Source organism: Hydrogenoanaerobacterium saccharovorans (genome assembly GCF_016901815.1).
Taxonomy (GTDB): domain Bacteria; phylum Bacillota; class Clostridia; order Oscillospirales; family Ruminococcaceae; genus Avimicrobium; species Avimicrobium caecorum.
The window spans coordinates 212,914-230,788 of the sequence record NZ_JACSNR010000001.1 but is presented as its reverse complement, the minus strand read 5'-3'; the positions used below and the strand labels follow the sequence as shown (position 1 = coordinate 230,788).

General features: G+C 54.4%; 17 protein-coding genes. 13 read left to right on the top strand and 4 right to left on the bottom strand.

Annotated features, from left to right (window positions below; genetic code table 11):
• Nucleotides 1-45 precede the first annotated feature (45 nt).
• Nucleotides 46-603 (top strand): elongation factor P, encoded by a 558-nt coding sequence (gene efp / locus H9X81_RS01150; RefSeq protein WP_177503173.1) that lies wholly within the window; start codon nucleotides 46-48, stop codon nucleotides 601-603.
• A gap of 81 nt (nucleotides 604-684) precedes the next feature.
• Nucleotides 685-1,146, top strand: coding sequence for a CD1247 N-terminal domain-containing protein (locus H9X81_RS01145; RefSeq protein ID WP_177503174.1), 462 nt, complete (start codon nucleotides 685-687; stop codon nucleotides 1,144-1,146).
• A gap of 637 nt (nucleotides 1,147-1,783) precedes the next feature.
• Here H9X81_RS01145 and H9X81_RS01140 read toward each other — a convergent pair.
• On the bottom strand, nucleotides 1,784-3,721 hold the full coding sequence (locus H9X81_RS01140) for an alpha/beta hydrolase family protein (RefSeq protein ID WP_204719281.1): 1,938 nt from the start codon (nucleotides 3,719-3,721) through the stop codon (nucleotides 1,784-1,786).
• Nucleotides 3,722-4,038: 317 nt separating this feature from the next.
• Between H9X81_RS01140 and H9X81_RS11720 the strand changes: the two genes are divergently transcribed.
• From H9X81_RS11720 to H9X81_RS01115, 5 genes are read left to right on the top strand one after another with little or no spacing between them, the layout of a single operon-like run.
• Nucleotides 4,039-4,971, top strand: coding sequence for an ABC transporter permease subunit (locus tag H9X81_RS11720; RefSeq protein WP_191392247.1), 933 nt, complete (start codon nucleotides 4,039-4,041; stop codon nucleotides 4,969-4,971).
• Nucleotides 4,972-5,001: 30 nt separating this feature from the next.
• A complete protein-coding gene (locus H9X81_RS01130; protein ID WP_204719280.1) occupies nucleotides 5,002-5,925 on the top strand; it encodes an ABC transporter permease in 924 nt (307 codons plus the stop codon).
• A gap of 12 nt (nucleotides 5,926-5,937) precedes the next feature.
• Nucleotides 5,938-6,945, top strand: coding sequence for an ABC transporter ATP-binding protein (locus tag H9X81_RS01125; RefSeq protein WP_191392248.1), 1,008 nt, complete (start codon nucleotides 5,938-5,940; stop codon nucleotides 6,943-6,945).
• Complete coding sequence (locus H9X81_RS01120) at nucleotides 6,946-7,920, top strand: ABC transporter ATP-binding protein (protein ID WP_191392249.1); 975 nt, start codon at nucleotides 6,946-6,948, stop codon at nucleotides 7,918-7,920.
• A 42-nt stretch (nucleotides 7,921-7,962) separates the two neighbouring features.
• A complete protein-coding gene (locus H9X81_RS01115; protein WP_204719279.1) occupies nucleotides 7,963-9,594 on the top strand; it encodes a peptide ABC transporter substrate-binding protein in 1,632 nt (543 codons plus the stop codon).
• 139 nt (nucleotides 9,595-9,733) lie between these two features.
• Here H9X81_RS01115 and H9X81_RS01110 read toward each other — a convergent pair whose 3' ends face one another.
• The gene (locus tag H9X81_RS01110) at nucleotides 9,734-10,903 is read right to left on the bottom strand and encodes a M20 metallopeptidase family protein (RefSeq protein WP_204719278.1); all 1,170 of its coding nucleotides are present in this window, start codon (nucleotides 10,901-10,903) and stop codon (nucleotides 9,734-9,736) included.
• Nucleotides 10,904-10,992: 89 nt separating this feature from the next.
• Nucleotides 10,993-11,691 carry an RNA polymerase sporulation sigma factor SigK gene (sigK, locus tag H9X81_RS01105; protein WP_177502684.1) on the bottom strand — a complete coding sequence of 233 codons (699 nt, stop codon included), beginning with the start codon at nucleotides 11,689-11,691 and terminating at the stop codon, nucleotides 10,993-10,995.
• A 244-nt stretch (nucleotides 11,692-11,935) separates the two neighbouring features.
• Between sigK and H9X81_RS01100 the strand changes: the two genes are divergently transcribed.
• Both H9X81_RS01100 and H9X81_RS01095 read left to right on the top strand, forming a co-directional pair.
• Nucleotides 11,936-12,853 (top strand): chemotaxis protein, encoded by a 918-nt coding sequence (locus tag H9X81_RS01100; protein WP_191392251.1) that lies wholly within the window; start codon nucleotides 11,936-11,938, stop codon nucleotides 12,851-12,853.
• 80 nt (nucleotides 12,854-12,933) lie between these two features.
• On the top strand, nucleotides 12,934-13,254 hold the full coding sequence (locus H9X81_RS01095) for a hypothetical protein (RefSeq protein ID WP_204719277.1): 321 nt from the start codon (nucleotides 12,934-12,936) through the stop codon (nucleotides 13,252-13,254).
• 79 nt (nucleotides 13,255-13,333) lie between these two features.
• On the opposite strand, the gene H9X81_RS01090 is transcribed toward H9X81_RS01095, so the two are convergent.
• The gene (locus tag H9X81_RS01090) at nucleotides 13,334-13,654 is read right to left on the bottom strand and encodes a helix-turn-helix domain-containing protein (RefSeq protein WP_177502688.1); all 321 of its coding nucleotides are present in this window, start codon (nucleotides 13,652-13,654) and stop codon (nucleotides 13,334-13,336) included.
• 441 nt (nucleotides 13,655-14,095) lie between these two features.
• On the opposite strand from H9X81_RS01090, the gene fliE reads away from it, so the two are divergent.
• From fliE to H9X81_RS01070, 4 genes are read left to right on the top strand one after another with little or no spacing between them, the layout of a single operon-like run.
• Nucleotides 14,096-14,368: a flagellar hook-basal body complex protein FliE gene (fliE, locus tag H9X81_RS01085; protein WP_204719276.1), complete on the top strand. Its 273-nt coding sequence runs from the start codon at nucleotides 14,096-14,098 to the stop codon at nucleotides 14,366-14,368.
• Between the two features lie 42 nt (nucleotides 14,369-14,410).
• Complete coding sequence (gene fliF / locus H9X81_RS01080; protein ID WP_204719275.1) at nucleotides 14,411-16,057, top strand: flagellar basal-body MS-ring/collar protein FliF; 1,647 nt, start codon at nucleotides 14,411-14,413, stop codon at nucleotides 16,055-16,057.
• Between the two features lie 3 nt (nucleotides 16,058-16,060).
• The gene (gene fliG, locus H9X81_RS01075; RefSeq protein ID WP_177502691.1) at nucleotides 16,061-17,083 is read left to right on the top strand and encodes a flagellar motor switch protein FliG; all 1,023 of its coding nucleotides are present in this window, start codon (nucleotides 16,061-16,063) and stop codon (nucleotides 17,081-17,083) included.
• 1 nt (nucleotide 17,084) lies between these two features.
• On the top strand, nucleotides 17,085-17,858 hold the full coding sequence (locus H9X81_RS01070; RefSeq protein ID WP_345941514.1) for a F0F1 ATP synthase subunit delta: 774 nt from the start codon (nucleotides 17,085-17,087) through the stop codon (nucleotides 17,856-17,858).
• Nucleotides 17,859-17,875: the final 17 nt, after the last annotated feature.

Below are 17,875 nucleotides of genomic sequence, written 5' to 3'. Positions count from 1 at the left end.
TATACTGTTAAAACTTTAAGCACTAATTGCTTTGGAGGTTCAAATATGATTTCTGCAGGTGAATTCAGAAACGGCGTTACCTTCGATATCGATGGAACCGTGTTCCAGATCATCGAATTCCAGCACGTTAAGCCTGGTAAGGGCGCTGCTTTCGTGAGAACAAAGATCCGTAATGTGATCTCCGGTGCTGTACTGGAGCGTACATTCAACCCCACTGAAAAGTTCCCCACCGCTTTCATTGAGCGTAAGGATATGCAGTACCTCTACAATGATGAGGCCCTGTATTACTTCATGGACAACGAGAGCTTTGAAACTGTGCCGATCAACGCTGACAAGCTGGGCGACAACTTCAAGTTCGTCAAGGAAAACACCGACTGCAAGATCCTGTCCTACAAGGGCGTGGTATTCGGTGTAGAGCCTCCGAACTTTGTAGAGCTGGAAGTAACCGATACCGATCCCGGTTTCGCCGGCAACACTGCCACCAACGCTACCAAGCCCGCTACTCTGGAGACCGGTGCTGAGATCCGTGTGCCGCTGTTCATCAACCCCGGCGACAAGATCCGCATCGACACCCGTACCGGCGAGTACATGGAGCGTGCCTAAACAGAACCCCGGGTTCTGCTTTCATCACCCTTTCTGCGGGAATCACCCGCTGGGATAAAGGCTGTAAAGGAGGATTTCACAATGACTGTTACAGAAAAGGTTTCCTATCTCAAGGGTCTGGCCGAGGGGCTGGGCATTGATGAGAATGAGAAGAATGGCAAGGTAATCAAGGCCATTATTGATGTGCTGGACGATCTGGCCTTCACAGTTGCCGATCTTGAGGACGGCTTCGATGAACTGATCGAGCAGGTTGATGCCATTGACGAGGATCTCGGCAGCCTGGAAGATGATTTCTATGAGGACGAAGACGAGGACGATTACGACTACGAGGACGACGATGAGGAACTCGATGACGAGGAACTCTACGAAGTTACCTGCCCCAGCTGCGGCGACACCATCTGTGTAACCGAGGATATGCTGGACGAGGGTTCGGTAAATTGTCCCAACTGCGGTGAGCTGCTCGAATTCGATTTCGATGACGAGTGCGACTGCGGCGATGATGACTGTGGCTGCGGCTGCGGTCACGACCATGACCACGAATAATCTCCTCTGATCAGCGGAAAAAGCCCTTCCCATCGGGAAGGGCTTTTTTATGTTCGCGAAGCAGATCAGGTCTGGGTATATCCTGTGGAAAACCGGCCCGGAGCCGGTCAGGCATAGCCACAGCGGAGAACGCCCGGCTTTTGACTGCCGCCCCTGCTCTGGAATGGTCAAATCCTGCACAGACGGCAAGTTTCATCAGGCCGGGGAATACGCCGTCGTCGGCAGTATGGGGGAGAACAGACTCCCTCGGCCAGCACCCGTTCCAAAGAGATTCTCAGGGATAGTGCGGTAGGGGGCAAGCTATTTCAGCCAGCGCCCGCTCCAAAGAAACGCCTGGAGAATAGTGCGGAAAAGGCCGGACTGTTCCAGCTGGTGTCTATTCAAAGGAAATTCCCGGGGATAGTGTGGAAAAGATCAGGCTGCCCAGGCGGTGCCTGCTCCAAAGGGATTCCCGGGGATAGTGTGGAAAAGTTCAGGCTGCCCAGACAGACCTGTTCCGAAGAAATCGCCGGGACAGGGCAGACCGGCGGCATTAGTTCCGAAGCGCCCGTCTGGGGGAACCAACCCGCAGACACACGCACAGAAAAACACCCGGAAGGTCATCGGGCCTTCCGGGTGTTCTGTTATGTAGGGGAGATTACTTCTTCAGGTAGGTTTCGAACCACCGCAGAATCTCCTTCAGGCGGCGCTGCCGGTGCAGGGGCTTGCCCGACCGGGACAGCTCATGGTTTTCGCCCTTGAAGAGCACCATTTCACTGGTGACGCCGTGGTACTTCAGAGCCGCGAACATCTCAAAGCCCTGGGAGAGCGGGCAGTTGTAGTCCTCCAGCGAGTGGATGAACAGGGTCGGGGTCTTGACATAGGGGGCATACTTGAGAGGCGCATGGTCCCACATCCGGTCCAGACCGTTCCAGGGTGTGGCAGCGAATTCCTTGGCATCGAAGGTGTAGCCGATGCAGGAGTTGCCGAAGTCACTGATGGGGTTGCAGAAGGACCGCTGGGATACCGCCGCGGCAAACCGGGTGGTATTGCCGATGATCCAGTTGGTCATATAGCCGCCGTAGCTGCCGCCCAGCACGCCCAGACGGTTCTTGTCGATCTGCGGGCAGCATTCCAGTACATGGTCGGTGAACTCCATGAAGTCCTCAAAGTCCACAGTGCCGTACTTGTTCTTGATGTCGGCGAACTTGGCGCCCCGGCCATCCGAACCGCGGGGGTTGCAGAAGAATACGAAGTACCCCTGACCAGCCAGCATCTGCATCTCATGGACGAACAGCTCGCCCCAGGCTACACAGGGACCGCCGTGCATCGAGAGCAGCGCCGGATAGCTCTTGTTCTCATCATAGCCGAAGGGCTTGATGATCCAGCCATCGATGCGGGTGCCCTGGGAGTTCACAAAGCCACAGTATTCCGGCTCGCCCACATACTTGCCGGAGAGGGCATGGGTATTGAGCCGGGTGAGCTGACGGATCTTGTCGTCCTTCCAGCACCACAGTTCCTGGAGCTTGCCCTTCTTCATGGCAGTGAAGAGGACAGTGTCGCCGCAGACTGCCACGCCGTCCACTGCGCCGTCAAACGGGAACAGCACTTCCATGGTGCCGTCCGGGCCCAGCAGCTTGGGGAAGCAGGTCTTTTCCACGGTGGAGAGATAGAGCAGCTTGCCCTGGTACTCTGCCATGGAAGAGGAGCGTCCGTACCGGCAGTCGGTGGTGATATTGCAGCCGATGGTATAGTCGTTGTCCAGGATCTTTTCGAGCTTGCCGCCCTTGAGAATGTACCAGTCATTCTTCTCGGTGCCGCCCATCTTGTCGCAGAAGGAGGCAGCCACATACAGCTCGCCGCCGGCACACTTGATCTGACCGATGCGCATCTTGTCCTGGGGAAGCAGCTCCTTCACCTTGCCGGTGAGCGCATCCAGCTCATACAGACCGCTCTTGTCCAGCTTCATCTGGGTGTACTCGGCGCCGGTGTACCACACCTTCTTGCCGTCCGCCGAAACAGCGGTATTGCCCAGGGCAAACTTCTCACCGGTGATACGCTTCTTCTCGCCGGTCTTTTTATTATAAAGGAAGAGGGTGTCCCGGTGACCGCTCACATAGCCCACGCCGTTATCCCAGAAGGGCAGCTCGCCGACCTTGATGTAATCCTCTTCGGCCTTGCGCTCCTCCTCAGTCATATCCTCAGGGTAGTTGGTGTCGATGTCAGCGTTCACCAGATAGAGGTCGCCGCAGAGCTTTTCCAGCTTGTTCACCGCCCAGGGCAGGGTGAAGGCCGGTTCAGTCTTGCCGGTGTCCATCTCCAGGTACTCATAGTCGGTGGTGCCGAGCTTTTTGCCGGGCTTCTGACAGAGCAGAGTGCCTGCCTTTTCAAAGAGGAAGGCGCCGGCCTTGCCATGGCTGGTGAGCTTTTCGGTCTTGCCGGTGAAGGGGTCCACCTGCCACAGATTCTTCTTATAGCCGTTGGAGCGGGCGTCCTGGACCGCAACCGTAAAGACAGCCCGGTTTTCAAACGGGGAAACAGTGATTCCCGACAGGAACCGGTACCCCAGCAGATCTTCCATAAGGATCGGATTCATACTTTTCCCTCCATTGTATATTCATTAGGTTTATACATTCGCCTATGCATACTGTGAAAATCCGCAGGATTTTTTGCATAATCCATACACATATGCACAGGCGGCTGCTCCAGCCGGTCTTTTACGGGAAAATACCGGCACTTACAGCGGTTTACAATGGGGATTGTACCACGAAGCCCAAAAAAAAGCAAGCAGAAAGTACATGATTTGTTGAATATTTATTCAAAAAATTCTTGACAAACCGCCCTTGCCGGTATATTATATATAACATACATTCCAAACCGATTTGCATAATTATTCAAACTGGAGGTAGTTCAGTGCTTCGTTATACACTCAAGCGCTTGGCGGTGGGAATTCTCACCCTGGCGGCACTCGCAACCATTACATTCTTCCTGATGAAGATCATACCCGGTTCCCCCTTCGGCGGTGAACTGGCCCAGCTCTCCCCGGAGGTGCGGGAGATGCTCTATGCCCAGTACAATCTGGATAAGTCCATCCCGGAGCAGTTCCTGATCTACCTGCAGAACGCCGTCACCGGTGACTTCGGCGATTCCATGACCCGGAAGGGCACAGCCGTTACCACCATCATCGCCCGGTGCCTGCCGGCAACCATGAAGCTGGGTCTGGTGGCCTTCATCATCGCCATCACCGTCGGCGTCACCCTGGGCATTGTCGCTGCCTTCACCAAGCGCAAGTGGGTGGAAAACCTGGTGATGTTCGTTGCCACCATCGGCATCAGCGTTCCCAGCTTCCTGTACGCCATGCTTCTGATGATCGTCTTCGGCGTCATCCTTGGCTGGCTGCCCATCATCGGCCTCAAGACTCCGCTGCACTACATCATGCCGGCCTTCTCGCTGGCGCTCTATCCCATCTCGATGATCACCCGTCTGGTGCGCAGCAGCATGAAGGAAGTCATGAAGCAGGATTACATCGTCCTGGCCCGGTCCAAGGGTACCCCGATGATCAAGGTGATCCTGGGCCACGCCCTCAAGAACTGCCTGATCCCGGTTGTAACCTATGCTGGTCCGCTGCTGGCCTTCCTGATCACCGGTTCCTTCGTGATCGAGAGCCTGTTCTCCATTCCCGGTATCGGTTCGGAGTTTGTCAACAGTGTTACCAACCGTGACTACACCATGATCATGGCACTGACCATCCTGTTTGGTTCATTCATTATTATTGTCAATATCCTCACTGACCTTCTGGTGGCCTTTATCGACCCGAGAGTCAAGCTGGAAAAGAAAGCCTCGTAAGAAGGGAGCCTGGAGAGAAAAATGGAAACTATGGAAACAATGGAACTCACTCCCGACCTGTTCGAACCACTGGACAGTGCGGAAAAGAACAGCGAATTCATCGCGGCAGAACCCCGTACCTATCTCAGTGATGCCTGGCACCGGTTCCGGAAGAACAAACTCGCCCTGTGCGGTCTGGTCTTTCTGGTGATTATGGTGATCCTGGCCATCGTGGTACCGATGGTTTCGCCCTATACATACGACGGCATGGATTACAGCTCGGTGAACCTGCTGCCCTGCCTGGAACACCCCATGGGTACCGACAAGTTCGGGCGTGACATTCTGGTGCGTGTCATGTACGGCGCCCGGATCTCGCTGATGATCGGTTTCTCCTCGGCGCTGATCTGTCTGGTGATCGGCGTGGTGTACGGCGGATTCTCCGGCTACATCGGCGGCAAGACCGATATGATCCTCATGCGGATCGTGGATATCCTCTATGCCATTCCCAACCTGCTGCTGGTAATCCTCATCATGCTGGTGTTCGGCTCGAATGTCACCTCCATTATGATCGGTATCTGCCTGACCTCCTGGATCGGCATGGCGCGTATGGTCCGGGCCCAGGTCATGAGCCTCAAGGAACAGGAATTCGCCCTGGCTGCCTATGTGCTGGGCGCTTCCAAGAGCCGGATTCTCTTCAAGCATCTGGTAATCAACTGCATGGGTTCCATCATCGTCAATGTCACCCTGCTGGTACCGTCCGCCATCTTCACCGAGGCTTTCCTGAGCTTCGTGGGTATCGGTATTTCGGCACCGGCTGCCAGCTGGGGCACCCTGGCAAATGAAGCCCGCAGCCTCATCGAAAGTTCCAATCCCATTCAGATCATCTGGCCGATCCTGGCGATCTGTCTGACCATGCTGTCGCTCAACTTCATCGGCGACGGTGTCAGCGATGCCTTTGACCCCAAGAAGAAGTAGGAGTAGCGTGTTATGAGTTTGTTGGAAATCAAAAATCTCACCACCAGCTTTGCCACTGAACAGGGCAAGGTCCAGGCGGTACGGGGCATCAGCCTGTCGGTGGAACAGGGAGAGATCGTCGGAATCGTCGGCGAATCCGGCTCGGGCAAGAGCCAGTCGATGTACTCGGTGATGGGTCTCCTGAGTGAAAACGGCACCATCGAGAGCGGCTCCATTCTATTCGACGGACAGGAGATCAGCCCGGTGCAGTTTGACGGAAATGCCGCTGCCTATGAAAAGCTCATGGAGGGCATCCGCGGCAACAGCATGTCGATGATCTTCCAGGACCCCATGTCCTTCCTGAACCCGGTGCTCACCATTGAAAAGCAGCTGGTGGAACCGCTCAAGAACCACAAGAAGATGTCGGCGGCGGAACTGCACCAGAAGGCAGTGGAACTGCTCACCCAGGTGGGCATTCCCTCTCCGGAGGAACGTCTCAAGCAGTATCCGCATCAGCTGTCCGGCGGTATGCGCCAGCGTGTGATCATCGCCATCGCCCTGGCCTGCAACCCCAAGCTCATCATTGCCGATGAGCCCACCACCGCTCTGGACGTGACCATCCAGGCCAAGATCATCGAGCTCATCAAGGAGCTCAAGGAAAAGACCGGTTCGGGTGTTATCCTGATCACCCATGACCTGGGCGTTGTAGCCAGCGCCTGCAGCCGGGTGTACATCATGTACGGCGGCAAGATCGTGGAAACCGGCCTGGCAGATGAGATCTACTACCAGCCCCAGCACCCCTATACCAGCGGTCTGCTGGCCTGTGTGAACAACCCCGAAGAGGATACCGAGCTGCGGCCCATTCCCGGTTCGCCGCCGGACCTCATCAAGCCGCCGGCTGGCTGTCCGTTTGTGGACCGCTGCGACAAGGCGATGAAGATCTGCAAGATGAAGATGCCGCCCGAGCGGAAGCTGAGCGATACCCATGCGGTATGCTGCTGGCTCACCGAGAAGCCGGCATCCGGAAAGGAGGGGGAGTAAATGGAAGAAACACCGATTCTGAAAGTGGAAGGCCTCAAGACCTACTTTCCGGTAGGCGGCGGTCTGTTTGGCAAGAAGCAGGTCGTCAAGGCGGTCAACGATGTATCCTTCGAAGTGATGGAGCATGAGACCTTCGGCCTGGTAGGCGAGTCGGGCTGCGGCAAGAGTACCCTGGGCCGGACCCTGGTGAAGATCTATGAGCCCACTGAGGGCAAGATCGAATTCATGGGCAAGGACATCACCAAGCTAAGCGGCAGCGAGATGCAGGACTTCCGACGAAATGTGCAGATGATCTTCCAGGACCCCTACGCCTCCCTGAACCCCCGTATGACGGTGGGTGAGATCATCCGGGAGCCCATGGAGATCCACAACATCGGTACCCCAAAGGAGCGGGACGAGAAGGTGGCCTCCCTGCTGGAGACCGTCGGCCTGAAGCCCGATCATGTACGCCGGTATCCTCACGAGTTCTCCGGCGGACAGCGCCAGCGTATCTCCATTGCCCGTACCCTGGCCCTTGACCCCAAGTTCATCGTCTGCGATGAGCCGATCTCAGCGCTGGATGTATCCATCCAGGCACAGATCATCAACCTGCTGGAGCGCATCCAGCGGGAACGGGGCATCTCCTATCTGTTCATCGCCCATGACCTGGGTGCTGTCAAGCACATTTCCAACCGCATCGGCGCCATGTATCTGGGCAGTCTGGTGGAGATCGGCAGCAGTGATGACCTCTATCATCATCCGCTGCACCCCTACACCCAGGCACTGCTGGCCTCCATTCCGATCCCCGATCCCAAGCGGATGCGGGAGCGCAAGAAAGAGGAGATCAACGGCGAGATCCCTTCACCGCTGGATATTCCGTCCGGCTGTCCGTTCCGGACCCGATGCCCCTATGCCACCGAACGGTGCGCACAGGAAAAACCCCAGTTAAGGCAGGTGGGCAATTCCAAGGTTGCCTGTCACCTTTATGATAAGTAAGTCCATTCACCCTGATAACCGATCTATAAGGAGAGTTTAACGATGAAAAAGTTTGCATCACTGCTCCTGGCCTTCGCGATGACAGTCGGCATGCTGACCGGCTGCGGCGGAGATAGCGGGACAAGCAGCACCGGTGAAGCACCGGCTCAGGAAGTAACTGTGGCGATTTCGTCCACCTTTGCCACTCTGGACCCGGCACTGATTTCCACCACTCACATGGCACATGTCTATGGCAATATGGGTTCCAACTTCTACCGCACCGACGCGAATGGCGTCCTGCAGTATGATCTGGGCGAGAGCATGGAAAAGAGTGAGGACGGTCTGACCTACACCTTCACCATCAAGGAAGGCCTCAAGTGGTCGGATGGGGAACCGCTCACTGCTGAACACTTTGTATATGGTATCAAGCGTGCCATCGGCTACGGCCCGGATAACGCCTATACCAAGAAGAACCTGGTGAACTTCATCGCCGGCGCTGAGGAAGCTGCCAATGCGGCCATGGATGTTGCGGACATGACCAATGTAGGCGTTACAGCTCTGGACGACACCACCTTCCAGGTAACTCTGAGCACTCCCTGCCCGTACTTTGAGCGCATCTTCTCGGGCAATGTGACTTCTCCCATGCGTCCCGACTTCGCTCTGGAGCATGACAGCTCCTGGTCGGTAAACGGCACCTATCCTTCCAGCGGCCCGATGGCACTGGAATCCATCAGCCCCGAAGAGGAAGCTGTTCTGGTCAAGAACGAGAACTACTGGGATGCTGAGAATGTAACCCTGGAGAAGGCTACCTTCGTAGTTATGACCGACTCCACTGCTCAGGTGAACGCATTCCGCACCGGTGACATCGACATCGCTATGAGCGTTCCGTCGGAAGTTGCCACCAATGCTGAGTATGAATCCAACATTGTAATGCCTGAAAAGTATGTATCCAACTACTTTGTTCTGATCAACTCCGGCCCGAAGGCTCAGGTTGAGGCTCTCAAGGACGAAAATGTCCGCAAGGCTCTGGCTCTGGCAATCGATAAGGACACCATGCTGAACATTCTGGGCGGCAAGGCCAATGTACGGCTGGATGGCTATATCCCCTACGGCTTCGAGGGTGTTGACGGCAACGACTTCCGTGATGAAAAGAGCTACGGCGAATTCAACCTGGAAGAGGCCAAGTCCCTGATGGAAGCTGCCGGCTACAATGAGAACAACCACCTGAAGTTCGAGTATCTCTACTCCAACAGCCAGTTCCATGCAGATGTAGCACAGATCCTGCAGCAGATGTGGTCGCAGATCTATGTGGATGTGGAACTGAAGTCCATTGAAATGGGCGTATTCTACGACTATATAGACAACGGCGACTTCACCACCTGCCGGTACGCCAACAACGATTCCACCGACCCGCTGAGCTACTTCCAGCTGTTCACCACCGATTCCCAGATCGATGGCTGCCAGGCTATCACCGATCCGGTTCTGGATCAGATGGTAGAAGAGGCTTATCAGATCATCGATCATGATGAGTACATTGCCAAGCTGCATGAGATCGAGGATTACTTCGTGGAAGAAAAGCAGTATGTAATCCCGCTGCTCACCCAGAACTCGGTTGTACTGGTTCAGGATGGCATCGAGGGCCTGTGGCTGACCGTCGGCGGTTCGCCCATCGTTTACAACATTTCTGTTAAGTAAACCACCGATTTCCCCTTTCCAAAAAACACCCGGAGCATCTGCCCCGGGTGTTTTTGCGTCAGAAGATCTGCCGGCAAAAGAAAAATCCCTGCCCATATCATACGGGCAGGGATTTTTTTATGTATGGGAGAAACGAGGATTATTCACCCAGGAACTTGACAGCACAGCCGGTCAGGAACTCTACGCCCAGACGGAAGGCCTTCTCGTCCAGAGTGAATCTGGGATGGTGGTTGGGCAGGCTGCCGTCAGGGCCGTCAAAGCCAGCGCCCATGAAGCAGTAGAAGCCGGGGAAGGCATGGACAAAGTCAGCGAAGTTGTCCGAACCCATCAGCTTGGGAGCCTGGATGGCAGTCAGGCCATCGATGTTCTCAACCACTTCCCGGGCAGCTGCGATGCTGGCAGCATCATTGTCCACCGGAATGGTCTTGCCGCGGGAGTAGGTCAGGGTTGCGGTGGCATCATAGGAAGCCGCAATATCCCGGGAGATCTGCTCTACCAGCTCCAGGGTACGGTCCAGAGCCTCTTCCTTGAAGTACCGGATGGTACCGCGCATCTCAGCTGTTTCGGGAATGATGTTGTCCGCGGTGCCGGCATGGAAGTAGCAGGGGCTTACCACGATGGGCTCAAGGGTATCCATGCGGTTGACCATCAGAGAGGTAACACGCAGCAGGATCTCAGCCAGCGGCTTGATGGGATCAATGGAGGCATAGGGCATGGAACCATGACCGCCCTTGCCCTTGACTACAACCTGCCAGTTGCAGGCGCCAGCCATAGACGGGCCTTCGGTCAGGCTGATGAAGCCGGTGGGAAGGTTGGCAGCGATGTGCAGGCCGAATGCCTTATCCACGCCGCCCTGTTCCTTCAGGTACTCCACGATGTCCCGGGCGCCGATGCCCACTTCCTCACCCTTCTGGAAGCAGACATAGATCTTGCCGGACAGCTCATCCTTGTGGTCGTTGAGGATGCGGGCAGCACCCAGTACCATGGCAGCATGGGAGTCATGACCGCAGGCGTGCATCAGACCGTCGATCTCCGACTTGAAGGGAACATTGGCTTCCTCATGGACCGGCAGGGCATCGATATCACCACGGAAGGCGATGGTCTTGCCGGGACGGCCGGTGTCGATCAGGCCAACCACATTGGTGCCAGCCACACGGGTATAGGGAATGCCCATCTTATCCAGCTCTTCGCAGATGCGTCCGCTGGTCCAGACTTCCTGGTCGGACAGTTCCGGATGCCGGTGGAATTCCTGGCGCAGGCCGATGACATATTCCTCATATTTCTTTGCGTCCTCATGGATATTGAACATATTTCGATCCATCCTTTGCGGTAAATTAAAGTGGTGACAAGAAACCCTGCTCCGCTTTGGTTATATTCTACAACGGAAACAGTTGTATGTCAATCACTGACACCTGCTTCCCGGAATGCCAGCTTCAGCTTGGAAATCGCCTTCTTCTCAATGCGGGATACATAGCTCCGGGAGATCCCCAGCCGGTCTGCCACCTCCTTCTGGGTATGGGGGCGCTGTCCGCCCAGCCCATACCGCAGGCTGAGCAGTTCCCGTTCCCGCTGGTTCAGCCGCTTGGCAATCATCTCCCGCAGCTGTTCCGACCGGATGGACAGGTCGATCTCATCGAGGATATTGTGCTCATCCGCCATGATGTCCACGATGGTCAGGGCATTTCCGTCCTTATCGGTATCAATGGGGTCGTAGAGGTAGACATCCTGGGCTGTCTTTTTCCGGGCCCGGAAGTACATCAGGATCTCGTTCTCAATGCACCGGGACGCATAGGTGGCAAACCGGGCGCCCTTTTCCGCGTTGAAGGTGGTGACCGCCTTGATGAGTCCGATGGTGCCGATGGAGATCAGGTCGTCCTGGTCACTGGAAACCGCGTAATACTTTTTTATAATGTGGGCCACCAGGCGCAGGTTGTGTTCGATGAGTTTGTTTTTGGCAGCGGTATCGCCCTGCTGGATCTTTTGCAGGCATTCCTGTTCTTCCCGGGCTGAGAGCGGACGGGGAAAGGAACCGCTTCCGGTTATATGCAGCGCCAGAAACAGCAGATTGCCCAGTGCGGGCAGCAGCAGTGTGTACATACAGATCACCTCTGGCAATCTATATGTTTTTTAGCGGGCTTTACTGCCTGACCACAGGGAATTTTTTCAAAGGGCACAGCTGGTAAAAATTCCTTTTTTCAAAGTTTTTCCTGTCCGGCTGCTTTTCTTTATTGGGATGGTGCCGATAAATAAGGTAGAATTCTTGTAAAGATTGTTGTAACCCACACGCAAATAGGGTATGATAAATCTGCTCGTGCAGGTCAGAACGGAGGCAAAACAATAAATGGATAGACAGTCTGACATTCTCCTGGAATCAGGTACCAATGAACTGGGTGTCATGGAATTTACCATTGGCGGTGAAGTATTCGGCATCAATGTGGCAAAGGTACTGGAAATTATGATGGCATGTCCGGTTGTTCCGATGCAGAAGGCTCAGAAGGACATTGAAGGTATCTTCAAATCCCGGGATATGCTGCTGACCGTCATTGATCTGGCCAGTTATCTGGGACTTCCACCATCCCAGAATCCCGGGCGGGATATCTTTATCATCACCCGGTTCAATAACGCGAACTTTGCATTCCATGTCCATACAGTTGTGGGAATCGACCGCATCTCCTGGACGGAAATCAAAAAGCCTGACCGTATCATCTATGGCGGTCAGGATGGCGTAGCCACTGGTATCGCAGAATACAATGGCCGTCTGATCACCATCCTGGACTTTGAAAAAATCGTATCGGAGATCAGCCCTGAAATGGGCATCCGGTATGAAGATCTGGATCAGCTGGGTGTCCGTCACCGGTCGGATAAACCACTGCTCATTGCGGAGGATTCGATGCTTCTCTCCAAGATGATCGTGGAATCCCTCCGGCGTGCCGGCTATGAAAACCTGACCAAAGTGGACAATGGTCAGGAGGCATGGGATTTCCTGCAGGAAGTGAAGAATTCTCAGGACCCGCTGGAAAACCATGTATGCTGCGTGGTAACCGACATTGAAATGCCGCAGATGGATGGACACCATCTCACCAAACTGATCAAGGAGGACCCGGTTCTGAAAAAACTGCCGGTGATCCTGTTCTCCTCGCTGATCACCGAGGAGATGAAGATCAAGGGCCGGCAGCTGGGTGCGGATGCCCAGATCTCCAAGCCGGAAATTGCCAGTCTGGTATCCATTATTGATGGTTTTGTTCTCGGACAAAAATGACATACTAATAGTAAAACAGATAAGCGGCGGCCAAACAGGGGCAAACTGTTTTCCGTCGTTTTTTATTGGGAGTTGAAACAATGGAAAACAGAAACCGTGTGATCAAGGATTATATCGCAGATATTCTGGAGCAGGTGAGCTCTCTCATGGAGAAGTGGGAGCCCTATGAAAAGACCCGGGAAAGTCTATGGGAAATGCTGGAAGACAGCAGCCGGCATAGCGGGACCCCGGAGGAAAAACAGACCCTGCTGATGGATTATGAGATGTCGCTGATTCTGGCGTCTTATCTCATGGGAATGCATGAGAGCCGGGTCACGGACTGCTATATCAAGAATCCGGAGAAGATCCTGGAGATCCTCGATGATTTTTCTCCGCTGGCAGAACAGAAGCAGACCCGCTAAACTGCGATAAACAATAAAAAAACAGGCTCTCGTGCTGTGTGAGAGCCTGTTTTTTATTGCTTGGCAGACCATGGTTTCTTTAGAACTTGTATTTTTCCCGCAGATATTTTACAAAGCTCTGCAGCTCCTTGTAGGCATCCGGCGGGAGGTTTTCATATAAGAGCAGAGAAGGCCTGGGCTGAGTCTTGTGCAAAGGGGTCTCCTGACTGCTGGTTCCCATGAGATAGTCCATCGATACATCAAAAAGTTCCGCAATTTTGATTTTTGTATCATCATCCGGGGTACTCAGGTTCCGTTCGTACAGGGAAACAGAATTAAGTGACACCGAAAGATAGTCCGCAAGCTGTCTTTGTGTCATTTTCCGTCTTCTGCGCAGTTCACTGATGCGTTCACCTAACATACAGTTCCTCCTTTCAACATAAAGCGCTTACAAACTTTTATACCATATTTCTACAAGCAGTTTGAAAAACTGACAATAAAATATTAAAAATAGTTTTCGCTAACACAAAATATCTGTGAATTTTAACAAATGTTCGAATCGTACCAAAGACACAAGGAAATTAGTGGTTGATTTAGGCTTTGTAACGATTTTGTGTCGAAACTCATAATAAACCTGTATTTTACGCCTTTACAACCATAATCATATTGTGTATAATCTTTACGTTAAAACGGGTCTGTATATATTGGATAAAATTGAATGTTAAAACTTTACCAGCATAGCAGAACCGTAAAATATTACAAAGAAGTTGAATAAAAGAATGCATATCTTTTTATTTAACTTGCCATACTTGAATCTCACATGATAGGGGTAATCGAAATGTATATTGTACCGCTCAGCAATTTGCCGACTGTCCAGAGTGGTTCGGCGGGAGAAACTTCCGCTCAGTCCGGCGGACTTCCGTTTCGGGAAGTCATGCAGCAGGCTGTACAGTCTCTGCAGGAGAGCCAGCAGGCTGCCGCTCAGGATACATACGACCTGGCCTATGGCAATTCGGCTGACCTTCATACTATTATGATCCACTCTGCTATGGAAACCACAGCAGTAGAAACCGTTGTCCAGCTCACCTCCCGGGCCGTCAGTGCCTATAAGGAAATTATGCAGATGCAGATCTGACGCGTAAGGCAATGAAATTCGGGATTAAGTTGGGGTTGTTTGATGAAATTCGATAAATTTGGCAAACTCGGGCAGTTGAAGATGCCGGATCTGAAAAATTCCGTCGGTAAATTGAAGGAGCGATGGAAGAGTCAGCCCGGCAAGACAAAGAAACTGGTAGCTGCCATTGGCGGAGGTATTCTGTGTACCGCTGTACTGATGGCAGTAGTAGTGGGAAATTCCACAGGAAAATACAAGGTTCTGTTCCCGGGTATGAGCGATACAGAAAGTGTAGAGGTTTACGCGGCCCTGCAGGATATGGGCGTGGATTCCAGGATCGATTCCGGCGGACAGGTGCTGGTTCCCACTGATCAATGGGAACAGCTGGTCTTTGAACTGAATGGACAGGGATACCCGCAGACAGCGCCCAGTTATGATACGTTTACAAGTCTATCGGGATTCACTTCCACAGAATTTGAAAAGAAGGCTGGCCTGATCTTCCAGGCTCAGGACCGGATGCAGGAAACACTGGTGCGCCAAGAGGGAATCAAGGCTGCAACGGTGACTTTTTCTGTGCCCGAAAGCAGCAGCTATATCTGGGACGAATCCAATCAGCAGAAGAGTACCGGCAATGTAACCGTCCAGATGAAGCCTGGTTATGAACTCACTCCCGAGCGTGTATCGGCGATCAAGCACCTGGCGTCCACTTCCATTCCCAAGCTGGACCCGGAAGATGTCGTGGTCATCGATGCTGCCACTGGCGTGGAGATGCCCGGTGTGGACGATGCCGGCAGTGAGGGCTATTACAGCGTCCGCCGGCTGGAATATGAGCGTGCCATCAGCAAGCAGATCGAGGACAATGTCAAGCGGCTGCTCTCCGGCAAGTATGGTGCCGATGGCGTCACTGCCGTGGCAACCGTCAGCCTGAACTACGATAAGATGGTATCCGAAACCAAGCAGTTCCAGGCCCAGGACGGCACCAACAGCGGTGTGATCAGCCATTTCGACGAGAGCTATACATTAAATGGTGAAGTGGCGTCAGAAGGGATTGTAGGCGAGGAGAACAACACTGATACTCCGCCGACCTATCCCACTGTGGATGGCACCGGCGATGCCACTGCCACCGATTACCAGAAGAATATTGATTATGAAGTAGGCTATATCCTGACGCAGATCGAGAAGGGCGAACCGATCATTGATGAGGCTTCGGTAGCAGTTGTAGTCAATGACCCCGCCTTTGATGCACAGGTGGAGGAAACACTGGTGCAGCTCATATCCAAAGCAGTCAATATCAGTCCGGACAATATTTCCGTTTCCAATCTCCAGTATACCACACAGGAAGTTTCGTCGCCGCTCGGCACCTTTGGTCTGAGCCAGCGTCAGCTGCTGCTGATCGGAATCGGCGCCGTAATCCTGATCCTGCTGATCGTCCTGATCATTGTGCTGTCGGCGCGCTCCCGCAAGCGCAAGAAGCTCGCCGCGGAAGCCCAGGCTGCCGCAGAGGCCCAGGCCGCTGCTGAAGCAGAACGCCAGAAGGAGCTGGATGCCCAGCGTGAGATCGAAGAGCATAAGAAGATGCTCCGGGACGAGGCGGAAGCCAATGTCAATGCCAAGGAGAATGCCATTACCAATGAGATCCGGGAATTCGCCAAGGAGAATCCGGAGATCACTGCGGCTCTGCTCCGTTCGCTGATGAGGGAGGAGAAGTAATCAATGGCTGCTGCAACAACCAAACAGAAACAGCTGACCCCGGTTCAGCGGGCCGCGGCTGTGGTGATTGCCCTGGGAGCGGACCGGGCCTCGGAGGTCTACCGCTATCTCAAGGACGACGAGGTGGAACAGATCTCCCTGGAGATCGCCAAGCTCAACCGGCTCTCGCCGGAGGATATGCAGAGCACCATCGAGGATTTCTATGGACTCTGCGTCACCCAGAAGGTCATCACCGAAGGCGGTGTCCTCTATGCCAAGGACGTCCTGGAAAAGGCTTTTGGCCCGGAACAGGCCTCCTCGTATATGGACCGCCTGTCCAAATCCCTGCGTACCCGTTCCTTTGAATCCATCCGCAAGGCGGATTACAAGAACCTCTGGATGATCCTCCAGAATGAGCATCCCCAGACCATTGCCCTGGTGCTCAGCTATGCCCGTTCGGATCAGGCGGCACAGATCATTGCCGAACTGCCCCGGGCTGTCCAGCTGGACGTGGTGGAGCGCATCGCCGGTCTGGACCGGGTATCCCCTGAGATGATCAAACTGGTGGAGGATTCCCTGGAAGCCCGCTTCACCAATATCACCTCTGCCGATCAGGTGGAAGTGGGCGGTGTACCGTATGTGGCAGAGATCATGAACCGTGTGGACCGTTCCACCGAGAAATACATCTTCGACGAACTGGGCGGACGCAATGCCGCTCTCGCCGACGAGATCCACAAGCTCATGTTCACCTTCGAGGACATTGTCAATCTGGACAGCATGGCTATCCAGCGGTTTATCCGGGAAGTGGATACCAAGGATCTGGCTGTGGCCCTCAAGAGCGCAAACGAAGAAGTCAAGCGTGTTATCTTCCAGAACATGTCCTCCCGTATGCGGGAGAATATCGAGCAGGATATCCAGTTCCTGCACAACATCCGGATGCGCGATGTGGAAGAGGCCCAGCAGAAGATTGTCGGCGTAATCCGGCAGCTTGAGGAGGCCGGAGAGATCGTCATCGCCAAGGGAGAGGAGGACGAGATCCTTGCCTAAGGTGATCCGCACCCGGAATCTGATCTCCGCCGGTGAAGTGGAGATCCCGGATCAGGTTCTGCCGGTGCCGATGGAGATCCCTGCCGACCCGGAAGAGGGAGCAGAGGCTCCGGAAGCCCAGGCAGCACCCCAGCCCGATCCGGAACAGACCCGCCGTGCAGCGGAAGAACTGTTCCGCAGCCGGCTGGAACAGATGCAGACCCAGGCGGAGGAAACCTCCGGCAAAATTCTCCGGCATGCCGGGGAAGAGCGGGAGCGCATCCTGCAGGAGGCCAGAACCGAAGCGGAGGAGATCCGCCGGCAGGCCCGGGAGGAAGCATACCAGGCCGCCGTGGAGGAAAAACGCCAGCGGATTGAAAATCTGCTGGGAGCCACCGAAGGGCTGCTCAACCAGCTGGCACAGCAGCAGCGGCAATATTTTATACGATATGAAAAAGCACTTCCCGACCTGGCGCTGGAAATCGCCGGCAAGGTGATGGAACATGCCATCCAGACCGATCCCCTGGTTCTGGAACCGCTGGTACAGCGGGCGGTGGCACAGGTCAAGAATGCAGAGTGGCTGGAAGTTCAGGTTTCCCAGCAGCTGCCGGAACTGGCACAGGAACTCCGCAAGGAGCTGCAGGAATGGACCGATGCCCGGCATGTGGAAGTGACAACTGATCAGAATGAACTGGGCGCCTGTGTCGTCCATACACCGCAGGGGATTATAGACGCGTCGGTTTCCACCCAGCTGGACAATCTGAACAAACGGCTGCATACACCCGCACGGAACTGACGGAAAGGACCATCCAT

Bases quoted from the DNA above. Each gene is read 5' to 3' on its own strand.
- H9X81_RS01100 (WP_191392251.1), top strand. From the start codon at position 11,936: ATGGATAGACAGTCTGACATTCTCCTGGAATCAGGTACCAATGAACTG.
- H9X81_RS01115 (WP_204719279.1), top strand. From the start codon at position 7,963: ATGAAAAAGTTTGCATCACTGCTCCTGGCCTTCGCGATGACAGTCGGC.
- H9X81_RS01095 (WP_204719277.1), top strand. From the start codon at position 12,934: ATGGAAAACAGAAACCGTGTGATCAAGGATTATATCGCAGATATTCTG.
- sigK (WP_177502684.1), bottom strand. From the start codon at position 11,691: ATGTACACACTGCTGCTGCCCGCACTGGGCAATCTGCTGTTTCTGGCG.
- H9X81_RS01140 (WP_204719281.1), bottom strand. From the start codon at position 3,721: ATGAATCCGATCCTTATGGAAGATCTGCTGGGGTACCGGTTCCTGTCG.
- fliG (WP_177502691.1), top strand. From the start codon at position 16,061: ATGGCTGCTGCAACAACCAAACAGAAACAGCTGACCCCGGTTCAGCGG.
- H9X81_RS01125 (WP_191392248.1), top strand. From the start codon at position 5,938: ATGAGTTTGTTGGAAATCAAAAATCTCACCACCAGCTTTGCCACTGAA.
- H9X81_RS01145 (WP_177503174.1), top strand. From the start codon at position 685: ATGACTGTTACAGAAAAGGTTTCCTATCTCAAGGGTCTGGCCGAGGGG.
- fliF (WP_204719275.1), top strand. From the start codon at position 14,411: ATGAAATTCGATAAATTTGGCAAACTCGGGCAGTTGAAGATGCCGGAT.
- H9X81_RS01130 (WP_204719280.1), top strand. From the start codon at position 5,002: ATGGAAACAATGGAACTCACTCCCGACCTGTTCGAACCACTGGACAGT.
- efp (WP_177503173.1), top strand. From the start codon at position 46: ATGATTTCTGCAGGTGAATTCAGAAACGGCGTTACCTTCGATATCGAT.
- H9X81_RS01110 (WP_204719278.1), bottom strand. From the start codon at position 10,903: ATGTTCAATATCCATGAGGACGCAAAGAAATATGAGGAATATGTCATC.
- H9X81_RS01090 (WP_177502688.1), bottom strand. From the start codon at position 13,654: ATGTTAGGTGAACGCATCAGTGAACTGCGCAGAAGACGGAAAATGACA.
- H9X81_RS01120 (WP_191392249.1), top strand. From the start codon at position 6,946: ATGGAAGAAACACCGATTCTGAAAGTGGAAGGCCTCAAGACCTACTTT.